This is a genomic window from Candidatus Cloacimonas sp. (genome assembly GCA_035403355.1).
Lineage (GTDB): Bacteria > Cloacimonadota > Cloacimonadia > Cloacimonadales > Cloacimonadaceae > Cloacimonas.
Window position 1 is genome coordinate 1 of record DAONFA010000037.1, and the last position, 15,196, is coordinate 15,196.

Consider the following 15,196-nt stretch of genomic DNA (forward strand, 5'->3'; position numbering starts at 1 on the left):
AAGGTTGAGAAGGTTTAGAAGGTTGAGAAGGTTGAGAAGGTTGAGAAGGTTGAGATGCCTTAAAGCCCCTAAGGACAACATCGTAATGCTGATCTCCTGGTCAACCCCTTTTTGTGCTTGAACGACGAGGAAATCGTCCTTCCGAATAAAAAAGCCCCTTAGGGCAACACAAAAATAGCGATGGTGGCATAAGCCCCTCGGAAAAAGTAAGATACGATAGTTTTTTTTCACTTTCCCGGTTCCCTGAAAGCCCCTTAGGGCGAGATCGGATGGTTGACCTCCTGGTCAACCTCTTCTTGTGCTTGAACGACGAGGAAATCGTCCTTCCGAATAAAAAAGCCCCTTAGGGCGACACAAAAATAGCGATGGGTGCTTAAGCCCCTCGTAAAAATCACGATGCAATCGGCGGAAGGTTTTGACTTACAATTTTCACCTGCCTTCAATGAAACTACGCCCCACACTTTTAGTTCACTTACAACCGCTTTTTAGCTGGTCTGAAATCTGAAAAATTGTGAGTTAAAACAAAAAGCATACACCCTTCCAACCCAACTATCAATCACCCAATATTTCTCCGCCCTCCGTTCTCTGCCAAAAAGCTCCTAAGGGGCTTTCAGGATGCGGGAAAATAATAAAAATACTGTAGCTTATATTTCCCGAGGGGCTTACGCACCCATCGCTATTTTGGTGTCGCCCTAAGGGGCTTTCCAGCATAGAGTAAAAGGCGAAGAGTTTGTCTTCCCATTTTTTTTCAAGTGTATCACTTTTAGCTTGCCAACTCGTACCATTTTTTATTGCCATCCACACAGGGAAAAAGGATAAAAAGATACTGTAGCTTTCATTTTACGAGGGGCTTACGCACCCATCGCTATTTTTGTGTCGCCCTAAGGGGCTTCCAGGAAAGGGGGAAAAGGATAAAAAGATACTGTAGCTTTCATTTTCCGAGGGGCTTACGCACCCGTCGCTATTTTTGTGTCGCCCTAAGGGGCTTTCAGGATGCGGGAAAAGGATAAAAAATACTGTAGCTTACTTTTTACGAGGGGCTTACGCCACCATCGCTATTTTTGTGTCGCCCTAAGGGGCTTTTAGGCAGAGGGCAGAGAGATATTTTTTTCCGTATTTTCCGAGGGGCTTACGCACCCATCGCTATTTTTGTGTCGCCCTAAGGGGCTTTCAGGATGCGGGAAAATAATAAAAATACTGTAGCTTTCATTTTCCGAGGGGCTTACGCACCCATCGCTATTTTTGTGTCGCCCTAAAGGGCTTTCCAGCATAGAGTAAAAGGCGAAGAGTTTGTCTTCCCATTTTTTTCAAGTGTATCACTTTTAGCTTGCCAACTCGTACCATTTTTTATTGCCATCCACAAGGGGCTTTTTTATTCGGAAGAACGTTTTCCTCGTCGTTCAAGTACAAGAAGAGGTTGACGAGGAGGTCACCATTTCGATGTTGCCCTAAGGGGCTAAAAATTACTTCAGCAAAAGCACCTTAGCTGTTTTACGATAATCTGGTGCAGAAAGTTGGATAAAATAGATACCTGAAGCAAGGTCTTTGCCATTTTCGTCTTTGGCGGAAAAGCAAAAATGTTGTTCTCCTCTGGAGTAGATAGCATTAACTAAGGTAGTTACCCTGCGTCCTTTGATGTTATATAACTCTATGGTAATCGGTGTGTTATCTCTATAAACGCTGAAAGAAACAGTTGTTGCCGGATTGAAGGGATTGGGAAAAACTCCTTTTAAAGCTGTAGAAACCCGGGGAGCGGTTATATCCTCTGCGGCATTAACTTCCAAATTAAAATCTGCTGTTGTAGTGTTTCCCGGTATTATATTCACTTCCCTGCTAACAGGATTCAATCCTGGAAAGGATGCTGTAATATAATGCAAACCGCTACTCAATAATAATGAATAGGTTCCAGCGGCAGAAGTGTAAGCAATTTGGTTAGCATCGGCAGTAACGGTTGCTCCGCTAACTAAATTAGTTCCATTTCTCACGGTGCCGCGTAAAAAACCTGTGTTAGGAGGACGCATAATAAATCCCGTTTGAGGATACTGATTAGAATCAAAAGCATAAAGAGGTGGCGCATTGGGATCGTGTTCTTGCTGGTCACTGTAAATATATTTTGTGCGTTGCATTGCCCCGGATTGGATGCGGAATTTATTTTCGGTATTAAAAACATTATAATCAAAAGGACGCTGCACCATTAGAACAAGGTTTTGACCCTGATAATTGTATGCAGGAGAAAGCGGAAAAATTATCTCATTCTCGCCTGCCAGGAAGGACATTGTTCCGTAATAAACCAATGATAGTTCAGAACTTGGTATCCAAACTAAAGGCAAATTAACCAAGTTAGTTTCGCCCAGCCAGATAATAACAGGTGTCCCATTAATATTTTCAATAAAATCATTGTAAAATATCAGGTGGGTAATAAGCCCCGTGGTATCTATTTCCGGAGCATAAATAATGGTTTCAAATAAGCTGGTGTGATAGGTGAAATCCAGAGGCAAATTGCCGGTAAGATTACCACTTCCAACATTGATATTAAGATAGCCCGCTTCCAAAGCAGTGATATTTTGCGGTATGGAACTATTATTTGCCGGATTTTGATCTCCAGGTAAGATGATATCTGCATAAATTAAGTAACTTCCAGGAGTAGAAGGAACCCAGGATAATGTTTGATAAATTGTTTGCCCTGCCACAATAGGATTTCCTGCTGCCATAGCTAAAAGCTCTCCATCTTCTTTTACTAACTTAACGGTATAATTATCCTGAGCTTCGTAGCCAAAGTTATTTATTTGAACTTGCACTGTTTCAGCCGCACCTAAAGTGACAAAACTATCGGAAGTAATTGCGCTACAGGCAAGGTCGTTGGCAATGCCTTGAGCCGTATAGGTAATTTTTATTTTAGGATATTGACCGTTAAGAACAAAACCGCTTGCAGGAGGATTGGCAGGATCTAATACTTGAGTATCGTGATAGGCATTCCTGGCTCTGGTTATTGTATCGGTCTGACTGTAAAAATTATCACTGGAAGAAAAATAACCACTCTCCATAGGTCTCTGAACCATCATAACCAGAGTGTCCCCTGTATAATTGAACAAGGAATCAAGTTCTATATTGATAATATGAATCCCGGAAGGATAACTAACCTCCCCGTCAAATACTAAAGTCAATTCGGAGGAAGGAATCCAGCCGGCAGTTAAGCTTGTAAGAGTCGTAGTTCCCAGCCAAATTTTGGTGGGTTTATTGCTGAGCTGAGTTACGAAATTGTTGTAAAAAGCAATCCGGGAAATAGTTCCCTGAGCAAAACCCAACTCATTTTGATAATATAAACACTCAAATAAAGAGTTATGATAGAAGAAATCCAGAGGAATTCTTGCCATTTGATTGCCTGAGCCGATAACTACTTCATCCGCAGTTAAAAATGCCCAGCTGAAAGCTAAACAAGCTGTCAGAAATGCTATGATGATTCTTTTACGCATCGTAACCTCCTTATTTAATTTTGCCCTAAGCAAGGTTAACATCAAGGAGAAAGAGCAACTTTTGAACCGTTTTAGATATTTTTAATAATAGAATTGCAGTAATTATCCTCTCTCCCTGCTGCCCTGCAAGGAGAAAAATCCTTTAGCTATGCCTTTAGGATACCCTACATCGGAAATTGCCAACTAAAAAAACTATTCTCCTTCCAAAATTATATAGGCAAGGGCAAAATCCTTTTCGTGTGCCAAACTGAGGCAAATATTATTTACTTTCAGCTCGTCCGCAATTTCTTTCGCTCCGCCGGTAAGTTTGATAGAAGGAGCACCGCTTGCAGAATTGATAACTTCAATATCCAGCCAATTAACTTTTCCATCCCATCCGGTTCCTAATGCTTTCATAACTGCTTCCTTAGCTGCAAAACGAGCTGCAAATGATTGTGCGGAATTGGCTTTGCGGGAACAATACTCAATTTCTGCAGGCGTGAAGAGTTTTTCGCAAAACCTGGAGTTTTTGGTGATAGCATTTTGAATACGCTCGACCTTAATAATATCACAACCAATGCCAATAATCATATTATAAAGCTCCTTCCAGTTTTAACAACTGCTGTTTTATAGGCAACCCTCCGCCATAACCTTTTAAAGAGCCATCTGAACCAATTACCCGATGACAGGGAATCAGCAAAGAAACAGGATTTTTATTTAAAGCTCCGCCAACAGCTCTACTTGCCTTAGGTTTTGCTATGCGTTTGGCTAATTCCTTATAAGATATAGTTGTTCCGTAAGGAATCCGCATTGCTTCTTCCCAAACCATCAACTGAAATGGAGTTCCCGTTGCAAAAAAAGGAAGGTCAAATTCTTTGCTTTTGCCCTGAAAATAAAGATCTAACTGCCGGTAGATTTCTTTTTGCAAGGAACCAAAGGGCTTGCCGGATTTCTGGTTCACGCAGAAATTAACGCTCATAATGGTCTCTTCTTCAATCTCCAGCAGCAGATGGAAAAGTCCATCGGGACTGTTATAAAAGATTCGTTCAGACATATATACCTCCGGAGGGTTGACGTCCTCGTCAACCACCTCTCACGCTTTTTTTCTCTACCAAAATGTATGCGGTAACGAAAAGACCGGGTTACTATTGAACGACAAGGATGTCGTTCCTCCGGGTTGTTGACCTCCTGGTCAACCACTCTTTTTCTTATGAACGATGAGGACATCGTTCTTCCGGATTGTTGACCTCCTGGTCAACCACCTCTCACGCTTTTTTTCTCTACCAAAATGTATGCGGTAACGAAAAAACCGGGTTACTATTGAACGACAAGGATGTCGTTCCTCCGGATTGTTGACCTGCCGATCAACCACTTCCAACTACATAAAACAAAGCCCCTTCCTAAAATTGAGAAAGGGGCTAAGATTGAGTTTTTCTGTGTAACTATACAGTGAATCTTCTTCTTTCTTTGATTCTGCCTGCTTTACCTTGAGCGCTGCGCAGATAAAATAGTTTCGCTCTTCTTACTTGACCGTGACGAATAATCTCCAGTTTGTCTATATTTGGAGAATTTTGGGGAAAAATTCTCTCTACGCCTACACCACTGGAGACCTTACGCACTGTAAAGGTCTTGGAAATGCCGGCACCCCGTTTTTGAATAACGATGCCTTGAAAAACCTGAATGCGTTCCTTGTTACCTTCTTTAATTTTATAATGGACTTTAACGGTATCGCCTACGCGATAATCCGGTAAGTCAGTTCTGATTTGGTCTCTGCCAACTTGTTGCAGAATATCCATTTGGGTTCCTCCCATATATATACTCGGAAGGAAAAAACCTGTTCTGATTTGGGTTGAACGGATTTAAAAAAGGATGTTTCTCTACTCCCGTTCACATTTATCTTTAGTCCTAAAACGCTATCTTCGCCAAAAAATAAAGCCCGAGAAAAATAATCCACTCCGGGCAAAAGCCCCGAAATCTTATGTTTGTTTTGGTTTCTTTCTTCCTGCTTGTTTACTCTTATTTATTCAAGTCCGGTCTGCGGGTTCGGGTTAAGCATTTTCCCTGTTCAATTGCCCAATTTAAAATCTCCTGGTGATTTCCGCCGCATAAAACTTGCGGCACTGCCAAGCCCATAAAGACATCGGGTCTTGTGTAACAGGGAAAACCCAGCCCTTCCTTGCTGAAAGAATCACTATGGGCACTTTCAATATCACTCAACGCACCGGGCAGTAATCTGCAAATTCCATCCATAAAAGCCATTGCCGGAATTTCACCTCCGCTTAAAACATAATCCCCCAAAGATATTTCATCCGAAACACAGAGGTCACGCACTCTTTGATCAATTTCCTTATAGTGACCGCAAAGCAGAATTATGCGTTGGTAGGAAGTGTAACTCTCTAATATCTTTTGCGTTAACGGACGCCCCTGCGGAGTAAAATAGACCACCGGAGCATTTCCTGTCCGTAAAAGTTCGCTTAATGCATCGTATATGGGTTGAGCTTGAATTACCATTCCCGGAAAACCGCCATAAGGATAATCATCTACTTTATGGTGTTTATCAGAAGAAAACCGACGAAAATCCGTCAGTTTCACTTCCAGCAGTTTGCTCTTTTCTGCCCGGGAAATGATGCTGCTGCTTAAAAAGCCGCTGAAGGCATCCGGAAAAAGGGACAGGACTTCAAAAATCATTTCTTCGCCAATGTCTGATAGAAAGATATAAGCTCCAGGGCATTCTGTAAAATTACACAGCCGGGATTATCTATCACCGTATCTATGTAATAATCTACAAAAGGAACCAAATATTCAGTTCCTTTGCTGTTCACAATCTGTAGAACATCCTGAGCTCCATTGAAAAAAAAGTCCTCTACTATTCCTAATTCCTCACCCGCAAAAAGAACCTGGTAGCCCACAAGGTAATTTAGAGAAGGTGCTTCCGTATCTTGCTCCGTTTCCTCAATGCCAATCACTGCATCTTTATGCAAATATAGTTCTTCAGAAACACCATCTTCCCTTAGTTTAATCCAGGTTTTGTTGCCTTGTCTCATTCTCTCACTGATAGTTACAAAAAACACTCTATCGCTGTTAAAGATCAAATACAGTTCCTCAAGCTCAGAAAATATAGTTCTATATTCCGGCTTGATCATCACAGGATGAAAGCCATCTGCATTCTGCCTACCCAGTTTGCCAATTCCGGTTAGAAAAGGATGTTTCATTTACTCGATAATTTCGAGCTCCGCACGCTTTCCTTGTTTAGTGCTTACAGCATTAATAATTGTTCTGATGGCACTTGCGGTTCTGCCACGCTTGCCAATCACTTTGCCAATATCAGCTTTGGAAACCCTAAGCTCATAGAGGGTAATTTTGTCGCCAGTGATCTCGGTAATATTCACTTCCGCGGGATCATCAACCAGAGCTTTAACTATGAATTCAATGAGTTCTTTCATCTTTCACCTCAGTTTTCTTTTATTCTTTTATTCTGCTTCCGCAGTAATCTGGTTCTTTTTTACTTTACTTTCATGCCAAATTTGCAGAACTCCTGCTTTGCGTAATAAAGAACGAACAGTATCCGATGGCTGAGCACCTACGCTAAGCCAATATAAAGCCCGTTCCGTATCTATATTTATTTTTGAAGGATTGGGTTTGGGATCATACCAACCAACACATTCCAGATATTTTCCATCACGCTTCTGGCGAGAATCAACTACCACTATCCGATAACTGGGCTGATTTATTGCCCCCATCCTTCTCAATCTTAGTTTAACCATTAGTTCTCCTTCAAACTATATGCATAATATATTAAGAATTATACTTCTTTTTTAAAACTAAGCTTTCCGTCAAGATAAATTTTTCAATCCTTTCTCAGAAAAGCATTGCCAGCTTTTACCGCCGTCCAATCCCATAATAGGTAAAACCCATTTCCTTAACCGTTTTGGGATTGTATTGATTGCGCCCGTCAAAGATAACTTTACTGCGCATAATTTTACTCATTCTTTCAAAATCGGGATAGCGAAATTGATGCCATTCCGTAATCAGCAACATTGCTTCTGCATCTTTCAGGGTTTCATATTCATCGGCGCAAAGAGTAACGGAATTATTATTCCCGAATATTTTCTTGGCTTCTTCCATCGCTACCGGATCATAAGCTTTAATATTGGCTCCCAAAGCAATAAGTTCGTTAATAATTACTACTGAAGGCGCTTCCCGCATATCATCCGTCTGTGGTTTAAACGCCAAACCCCATACAGCAAAGGTTTTTCCTTTCAAGTTACTGCCAAAATGAGCAATAACTTTTTCTACCAGCACTCTCTTTTGCGCAGCGTTAACTTCTTCCACTGCAGTTAAGATACGCGGTTCGTAACCCACTTTAGAGGACATTTTGATAAGGGCTTTAATATCTTTGGGAAAACAACTTCCCCCAAAACCGACTCCGGGATAAATAAATTTATAACCAATGCGGGAATCACTGCAAATACCATTTCTCACTTCTGCGATATCTGCTTCATAAGCATCGCAAAGACGGGATATTTCATTAATAAAGGAAATCTTAGTTGCCAGAAAGGCATTAGCGGTATATTTTGTCATTTCCGCAGAACGAATACTCATCAATAAAACCCTGTCATTCGTCCTGCAAAAAGGTGCGTAAAGAGTCCGCATAATTTCTCCCGCTGCAGGATTATCAGTTCCAATTACAACCCTATCCGGACTCATAAAATCATCTATAGCAGAGCCCTCTTTCAGGAATTCCGGATTGGAAACCACAGTAAATTGTAGCTCCAATTCAAGCTCCTTCAGCTTTGCCTGGATTTTCTCCGATACCAAATCAGCTGTTCCAACGGGAACTGTGGATTTATTTACGATAATTTTGGGCTCATTCATAAAACCGGCAATTTCTTCCGCAGCCGCAATTACATATTGTAAATCAGCGGAACCATCTTCTCCAGGAGGAGTTCCCACAGCAATAAAAATTATCTGCGATTCGGTTACTGCCTGCTGAATATCTAATGTAAAGCTCAAACGCTTGGCAGTCATATTACGCAGAATCATTTCTTCCAAACCGGGTTCATAGATAGGAACTTTACCTTCATTCAGTAGTTTTATCTTGTTCTCATCCTTATCTACGCTAATTACCGTATTGCCCATTTCCGCAAAACAAGCGCCTGTAGTTAAACCCACATAGCCACTTCCTATCACAGCTATTTTCATTTTTGCTCCTTAAAGTATTTTATTACTTGAGAAATGCCGTCCTTAAGCTCTGTTTCGGGTTTCCAACCTAAAAGCGCTTTGGCTTTGTTGCAGGAAAGCAAAGACCGATGTAAGTCCCCTTTTCGGGCAGTCCCAAAATGCGGTTCACTGTTTATACCTAATTGCTTTGCTATTTCCCGATACAAATCCCTGGTAGTTGTTTCCCGGCAAGTTCCAATATTAAATATATCCCCTGCTCCCTGTTCCAAAGCCAGTAAATTGGCTTGAACTACATCCCCCACATAAACATAGTCCCTAATCATTCCGTCCGGTTCATTCTCATAACGATAAATAGTAGGTATTTCGCCTTTCAGCATCTTTTCCGTAAAGAGCGATACAACTCCTGCCTCTCCTAAAGAGATTTGCCGGGGTCCGTAAACATTGGCATAACGTAAAACCGTGTAATTCAAACCGTATTGGTGACGGTAAAAATAGAGATAGTCCTCTCCCGATTTTTTGTTTATAGCATATACGGATAAGGGTTTGGGATTGTAACTTTCGGTGGTAGGATACTCTTCCGCTTCACCATAAATAGCTCCCCCGGAAGAGATATAGATAACTTTTTTCACTCCTGCTCTAACGCAATTCTGCAAAACATTAACCCAGCCATAAACATTGGTAGTAATATCTTTTAGAGGATTTTCAATGGAGAGCGGCACACTTATCTGAGCAGAATGATGATTTACTATAGCGGGCTTTTCTTTGGCAAAGACCTCGCTTAAACTCTCAGCACAGATATCCATTTCGTAAAAAATCGCTTTAGGATTGATGTTACGCCTGTTTCCCGTAACCAAATTATCTACAATAACAACTTCGTGGCCTGCTTGAATATAAGCATCGGCTACATTAGAACCGATAAAACCAGCTCCACCCGTGATTAGTATCTTCATCAGTCCGTCTCCACAATTTCGTATTCACCAATAATCTTGATGTCTTCGGTTTGCACTTTCACCAGCACCGCCTGCCGTAAAATATTCACCTGTAAACGCACTTCCGTAAGCTTGGATTGGTCTTCCACAACTCCACAAACGCCTTTCAAGGGTCCGTTCACGATTTCCACTTCCAAACCTTTTTCCAACCAAAGCCCCGGTTTCATTTCCACATTCTTCTGCCTGCCATAATAGATTGCCCGCAATTCTTCAATCAACTCTTTTTGAACATTCACTTTAAGAAATCCTACCGTATAACCCGAAATCTGTAATTCCTGTTTGCTTCTGAAATCTATGCCCGCAAACACATACGAAGGAAAAAGAATTTTATCCACATCCACTTTGCGTCTTTGGTAGATACGCTTATCTGTATATTGCGGTAAATAATAGGTTATTCTATGCTGCTTGGCATATTCGGCAACCTTTTTCTCACAGCGAGGTTTTGTATGCACAACCACCCATTGCCTGTCATCGGTGAAAAGTTCCAGTTCACCATACAATTCATCTATATAGACAGGTTTATGGGTAGCCATTTTTAATAACGGTAATATTCCGGTTTATAAGGTCCCTCAAACGGCACATTAATATATTCCGCCTGCTTTTTGGAAAGCTGAGTTAATTGCACTCCCAATTTGGGCAAATGCAAGAGCGCCACTTCTTCATCCAATTTCTTAGGCAGGGTGTAAACATCAATTGCGTGACGATTTTGCCAAAGGTCAATTTGCGCTAAAACCTGATTACTGAAAGAGCAGCTCATTACGAAGGATGGATGGCCTGTGGCATTTCCCAGATTAACTAACCTTCCTTCCGAAAGCAAAATAATCTCTTTATCATTGGGAAGTTTGATTAAATCTACCTGGGGCTTGATATTCACTTTTTCCACCCCTTCCATCTCATACAGCTTATTCACCTGAATTTCATTATCAAAATGGCCGATATTACAAACGATGGCTTTATTCTTCATTTTAAGGATATGGTCAACTCTGATAACATCGCAATTTCCTGTCGCCGTAATGAAAATATCTGCAATCTCTACCATATTTTCCACAGTATTTACTTCGTAACCTTCCATCGCTGCCTGTAAAGCACAAATAGGATCAATTTCACTAATCACAACTCTGGCACCCAAACCGCGCATTGATTGGGCACAACCTTTTCCTACATCTCCATAACCGCAAAGCATAACTATTTTGCCGGCAACCATAATATCCGTTCCTCTCTTTATTCCATCGGCAAGAGATTCTCTACAGCCATAAAGATTATCAAACTTGGATTTAGTTACCGAATCATTTACATTGATGGCAGGGAATAATAAAGTGCCTTCTTCTCTTCTTTGATAGAGACGATGAACGCCGGTTGTTGTTTCTTCGCTAATTCCTTTTAAGCGCTGGACAATTTTATGCCATTTATTCGGGTCTGCAACTAACTTGCTGATAAGCAATTCCTGCACTATTTGCATTTCTTCATTATCGCTATCTACTTCCGGAAGCTTACCATTTTGCCGGTATAATTCTTCTAACCGGTATCCTTCATGAACCATCAGAGTTGCATCACCACCATCATCAACAATTAAATCGGGTCCTTCGTCCCAGGAAAGCGCTTGTAATGTACACTGCCAATACTCATTCAGGGTTTCTCCTTTCCAGGCAAAAACAGGAATTCCCCTTTGAGCAATTGCTGCTGCAGCATTATCTTGAGTGGAAAAGATATTACAGCTTGCCCAACGAACTTGAGCTCCCAATTCAATCAGGGTCTCAATTAAAACAGCAGTTTGCACTGTCATATGCAAGCTGCCGGTAATTTTTGCTCCTGCAAGGGGTTTACTATTCCGGTAGCGGTCTCTTAAAGCAATCAAACCTGGCATTTCAGTTTCAGCCAGGTTAATTTCTTTTCTACCCCAGTCAGCTAAGCTCAAATCAGCTATTTTGTAATCCATTTCTTCCTCTTATCAGGTATTCTTATTATCTATTGCGACGGTGAAAGTCATTTCTTCCCCCGTCTCTACCTCTATTTCTATCATCCCGATGTTGAGGATGGTAGTTTTGGTATTCTTCTCTATGGGCATCAGGATTGGGTGTAGGATTTCCCGGCACTCCTTTCATAGTTAAAGAAAGTTTGCCTTTATCCATTCCGAGGGTTTTAACTTGCACGGTATCGCCTAATTTAACCATATCCAGAGGATGATTTATGCGTCCGGTAAACATTTCCGAAATATGCACCATCCCTTCTTTGGCTCCACCTAATACTTTTACAAAAATACCGTAGGGTTCAATGCGCGTTACCTGTCCTTCAAACATATCACCGGCAACAGGATCAATGGCTATGCCTTTAATCTTAGCTTTGGCTTTATTGATAGAATCTCCGTCCGGCGAAAGAATTCTCACCGTTCCGTCATCCTGAATATCAATCTGCACCTGACATTCTTCAATGATAGATTTTATCATCTTTCCACCGGGTCCAATAATCTCTCCAATCTTATCTATCGGCACTTTGAAGGATTCAATGCGAGGAGCCCAGGGAGCAAGTTCACTTCTTGGTTCGGCAATGCATTCCGCCATAATATCCAAAATCTTGAAGCGTGCGGCTTTTGCCTTATTTAAGGCAATTTCCATAATTTCTCTGGTTATTCCCGAAATCTTAATATCCATCTGCATTGCAGTAATGCCTTCCCGCGTTCCTGCACACTTAAAATCCATATCACCCAAGTGATCTTCCAAGCCCATAATATCGGTTAAAACAATATAGTCCTCACCTTCCATAATTAAACCCATGGCAATTCCGGCTACAGGAGCTTTGATGGGAACGCCACCTGTCATTAAAGCCAAACATCCACTGCAAACAGATGCCATAGATGAAGAACCGTTGGATTCCAAGGTATCTGCTACCACCCGAATAGTATAAGGAAATAGTTCTTTATCCGGTAAAACAGCTTTTAAAGCTCTTTCTGCCAAATTGCCATGTCCCAGTTCACGACGGCCTGTAGGTCCCATTCTTCCTGCTTCGCCAACGCTGAACGGAGGGAAATTGTAATGCAGATAAAAGTTCTTTTTATATTCTGTTTCCAAACCGTCTATCACCTGTTCATCAGTTCCACCGCCTAAAGTTAAAGTTCCTAAGGATTGCGTTTCACCTCTGGTAAAAAGTGCCGAACCATGCACTCGGGGTAAAATGTCAATTTCACAGGTTATCTCTCTAATATCATCAGTTCCGCGTCCATCTACACGATGCTGTTTTCTTAAAATGGAATCCCGCACATAGCGACGGATAAGTTCTTCAAAAGCCATTTTATAATAGCGTTCCGTTTCTTCCCAATGGTCCCCTTCCGTTTCAGTAAACACTGCATTCATTTCTGCTTCAGCTGCATCAAAAGCATCCTGTCTTTCCTGTTTGCCAAAAATTACAGCTGCTTCCGCTATTTTTGCCCCAAAAGCATTTTCCACTTTGCTCATAATCTCTTCCGGAATGCTATCCAAAATCACTGCCACTTTTTCTTTGCCGCAAGCGGAAATGAAATCCTGCTGCAAAGCACAGAGTTTTTGAATTTCTTTATGTCCTGTAAAAACAGCATCCAGCATTATTTCTTCGCTCAGTTGCGAAGCAGCGGATTCAATCATCACAATTGAACTCTCACTTCCTGCAACTGTTAAATTGAGTTTAGAATCGGTTTCAATTTCGTTGAAATGGGGATTTACTACAAACTGGTCATTAATATAGCCAACTGTTACACCGGCAATAGGTCCGTTAAAAGGTATATCGGAAATGGAAAGAGCCAAAGAAGCACCAAAAACACCCATTGTTGAAGGATCGGTAATACCGTCAAAAGAAAGCACGGTTACAACGATATGAACTTGATTCCGAAAACCTTCCGGAAACAAAGGACGAATAGAACGGTCAATAACCCTTGCCATCAAAGTGGCATCAGTAGAGGGCTTTGACTCCCGCTTAAAAAAACCACCGGGTATTTTACCGGCAGCATACATCTTTTCAATGTAATCAACTGTTAAGGGAAAGAAATCCTGATTTTCCACGGGTTCTTTAGACATCGTGGCGGTAACCAAAACAGCTGTTTCTCCATATTGGATAAAAACACTGCCATTGGCTTGTTTTGCCATTTTGCCAGTTTCCACAATCAATTTGCGTCCGCAGAAATCGGTTTCACGACGAGTAATATTGAAGTTATGCATAACTTCTCCTTTTTATATTCTGCGGGAGAAGAAGCAATAGGCAAAAAGGTCTTTTCTTTTACCCTTTGGCTTATTGCTCATTTCTCCCGCTGTTTTTTTTCTAATAGAGCGAAATCTCTATCAACTATAAAATCCGGTAGGTTGACATCTCTGCCAACCTTCTAAACAACATTTATGTCATTTACCCGGAATTAGTTATCTCAGAGTTTATTTCCTTATGCCAAGTGCCTTGATTAAATTACGATATCTGGTAATATCTTTTTTCTTTAAATAATCAAGGAGACGCCTGCGTTGCCCGATCAGTTTCAACAAGCCGCGCCGACTGGAAAAATCCTTCTCGTGGATTTTCAGATGCTCTGTAATATCTTTAATTCTTTGAGTTAACAGAGCAACTTGCACTTCCGGCGAGCCCGTGTCTGATTCATGGAGTTTAAACTCTGCCATGATAGCTTCTTTTGCCTCAGGTTTTAACGGCATTTCATCCTCCAGATGATTTTGATAAGTCCAATTTTTTGGGTGTCTCTTATCTGTCCAGCATTATTTTTGGGTGACAGGGTTAACGGGTTAACAGGGTTAACTGGTTAACAGGTTAACAGGTTAACGAGTGACAGGGTTAACGGGTTAACAGGTTAACAGGTTAACGGGTGAATGGGTTAACGGGTGAACAGGTTAACGGGTTAACTGGTGAGATCGTATGGGACAAGATAGATAATTACAGACATAAAAAGTAACCAAAGTTAATTATATTTAAAGGGATAAAAACTCAGAGTATTATTATTACTTCTATCAAAGCTCTCCTTGAAACCCAAGTTAATTATATTTAAAGGGATGAGAACTTAGAGTATTATCAATACTACTATCAAAGCTCTCCTGGGAACGCAAGCTAATTATATTTAAAGGGATGAGAACCTCTATTTATTGTTGGCTTTAATCAGACCGAGAAGCTGGCGTTTTACAGAAAGAGCCAGTTCTCTGCATTTATCTGCTTTTTCCTTTTCAGAAATAAACTCCAGCATAATAGCTATATCTATTTGTGTATTCAACTCCGTGATTGAACCCAAAGCAATATTTAAAAAGTTTAAAAGCTCCGGTTTAGTTTTCCTTCCACAACCTTCTGCAATATTGTAAGGAACGGAATTTGCCGCTCTTTTCATCTGAGAAATTAAACCCCATTTTTCATCAGCCGGAAAGTCCTTCGTAATATTATAAATCTCTTTAACAAGCAATAAACTGGATTTATAAACTTCCAAATCCGTATGCATCATTTTAATACTACCTCTCTATCTTTATTGTTCTACCTGTATATTTTATACTCACTTAGTTGTATTTCCCTATTTTTCATCAGCCGGAAAGTCCTTCGTAATATTATAAATCTCTTTAACAAGCAATA

The 15,196-nt window shown here is 40.9% G+C and carries 16 protein-coding genes and 1 pseudogene; all 17 read right to left on the reverse strand.

Annotated features, from left to right (window positions below; all coding sequences use genetic code 11):
- On the reverse strand, positions 1 to 231 hold a 231-nt coding region (locus PLE33_08190), incomplete at its 3' end, for a hypothetical protein (protein HPS61222.1).
- Positions 232 to 552: 321 nt separating this feature from the next.
- The gene (locus tag PLE33_08195; protein HPS61223.1) at positions 553 to 798 is read right to left on the reverse strand and encodes a hypothetical protein; all 246 of its coding nucleotides are present in this window, start codon (positions 796 to 798) and stop codon (positions 553 to 555) included.
- Between the two features lie 665 nt (positions 799 to 1,463).
- A complete protein-coding gene (locus PLE33_08200; GenBank protein ID HPS61224.1) occupies positions 1,464 to 3,473 on the reverse strand; it encodes a carboxypeptidase regulatory-like domain-containing protein in 2,010 nt (669 codons plus the stop codon).
- Positions 3,474 to 3,665: 192 nt separating this feature from the next.
- Positions 3,666 to 4,043 carry a holo-ACP synthase gene (locus tag PLE33_08205; GenBank protein HPS61225.1) on the reverse strand — a complete coding sequence of 126 codons (378 nt, stop codon included), beginning with the start codon at positions 4,041 to 4,043 and terminating at the stop codon, positions 3,666 to 3,668.
- Position 4,044: 1 nt separating this feature from the next.
- Entirely contained in the window at positions 4,045 to 4,506 is a 462-nt protein-coding gene (locus PLE33_08210; GenBank protein ID HPS61226.1) for a methylated-DNA--[protein]-cysteine S-methyltransferase, read from the reverse strand.
- A gap of 388 nt (positions 4,507 to 4,894) precedes the next feature.
- Positions 4,895 to 5,248 carry a 50S ribosomal protein L19 gene (gene rplS, locus PLE33_08215; protein ID HPS61227.1) on the reverse strand — a complete coding sequence of 118 codons (354 nt, stop codon included), beginning with the start codon at positions 5,246 to 5,248 and terminating at the stop codon, positions 4,895 to 4,897.
- A gap of 220 nt (positions 5,249 to 5,468) precedes the next feature.
- Positions 5,469 to 6,140 carry a tRNA (guanosine(37)-N1)-methyltransferase TrmD gene (trmD, locus tag PLE33_08220; protein HPS61228.1) on the reverse strand — a complete coding sequence of 224 codons (672 nt, stop codon included), beginning with the start codon at positions 6,138 to 6,140 and terminating at the stop codon, positions 5,469 to 5,471.
- A complete protein-coding gene (locus PLE33_08225; protein ID HPS61229.1) occupies positions 6,137 to 6,664 on the reverse strand; it encodes a hypothetical protein in 528 nt (175 codons plus the stop codon). The genes trmD and PLE33_08225 overlap by 4 nt, the downstream gene beginning before the upstream one ends.
- A complete protein-coding gene (locus PLE33_08230; GenBank protein ID HPS61230.1) occupies positions 6,665 to 6,895 on the reverse strand; it encodes a KH domain-containing protein in 231 nt (76 codons plus the stop codon). It lies immediately after the preceding gene.
- 96 nt (positions 6,896 to 6,991) lie between these two features.
- Positions 6,992 to 7,216 (reverse strand): annotated as a pseudogene (rpsP, locus tag PLE33_08235) (30S ribosomal protein S16).
- A 115-nt stretch (positions 7,217 to 7,331) separates the two neighbouring features.
- Positions 7,332 to 8,654 (reverse strand): UDP-glucose/GDP-mannose dehydrogenase family protein, encoded by a 1,323-nt coding sequence (locus PLE33_08240; protein HPS61231.1) that lies wholly within the window; start codon positions 8,652 to 8,654, stop codon positions 7,332 to 7,334.
- Positions 8,651 to 9,583, reverse strand: a complete 933-nt coding sequence (locus PLE33_08245) for an NAD-dependent epimerase/dehydratase family protein (protein HPS61232.1) — start codon at positions 9,581 to 9,583, stop codon at positions 8,651 to 8,653. The genes PLE33_08240 and PLE33_08245 overlap by 4 nt, the downstream gene beginning before the upstream one ends.
- Positions 9,583 to 10,155: a transcription termination/antitermination NusG family protein gene (locus PLE33_08250; GenBank protein HPS61233.1), complete on the reverse strand. Its 573-nt coding sequence runs from the start codon at positions 10,153 to 10,155 to the stop codon at positions 9,583 to 9,585. Before PLE33_08250 ends, PLE33_08245 begins: the two co-directional genes overlap by 1 nt.
- Positions 10,156 to 10,157: 2 nt before the next feature.
- Positions 10,158 to 11,558 (reverse strand): adenosylhomocysteinase, encoded by a 1,401-nt coding sequence (gene ahcY / locus PLE33_08255; protein HPS61234.1) that lies wholly within the window; start codon positions 11,556 to 11,558, stop codon positions 10,158 to 10,160.
- A 25-nt stretch (positions 11,559 to 11,583) separates the two neighbouring features.
- Complete coding sequence (gene pnp / locus PLE33_08260; GenBank protein ID HPS61235.1) at positions 11,584 to 13,806, reverse strand: polyribonucleotide nucleotidyltransferase; 2,223 nt, start codon at positions 13,804 to 13,806, stop codon at positions 11,584 to 11,586.
- Between the two features lie 207 nt (positions 13,807 to 14,013).
- On the reverse strand, positions 14,014 to 14,283 hold the full coding sequence (rpsO, locus tag PLE33_08265) for a 30S ribosomal protein S15 (GenBank protein ID HPS61236.1): 270 nt from the start codon (positions 14,281 to 14,283) through the stop codon (positions 14,014 to 14,016).
- A 434-nt stretch (positions 14,284 to 14,717) separates the two neighbouring features.
- Positions 14,718 to 15,071 (reverse strand): four helix bundle protein, encoded by a 354-nt coding sequence (locus PLE33_08270; protein ID HPS61237.1) that lies wholly within the window; start codon positions 15,069 to 15,071, stop codon positions 14,718 to 14,720.
- Between the last annotated feature and the right edge of the window lie 125 nt (positions 15,072 to 15,196).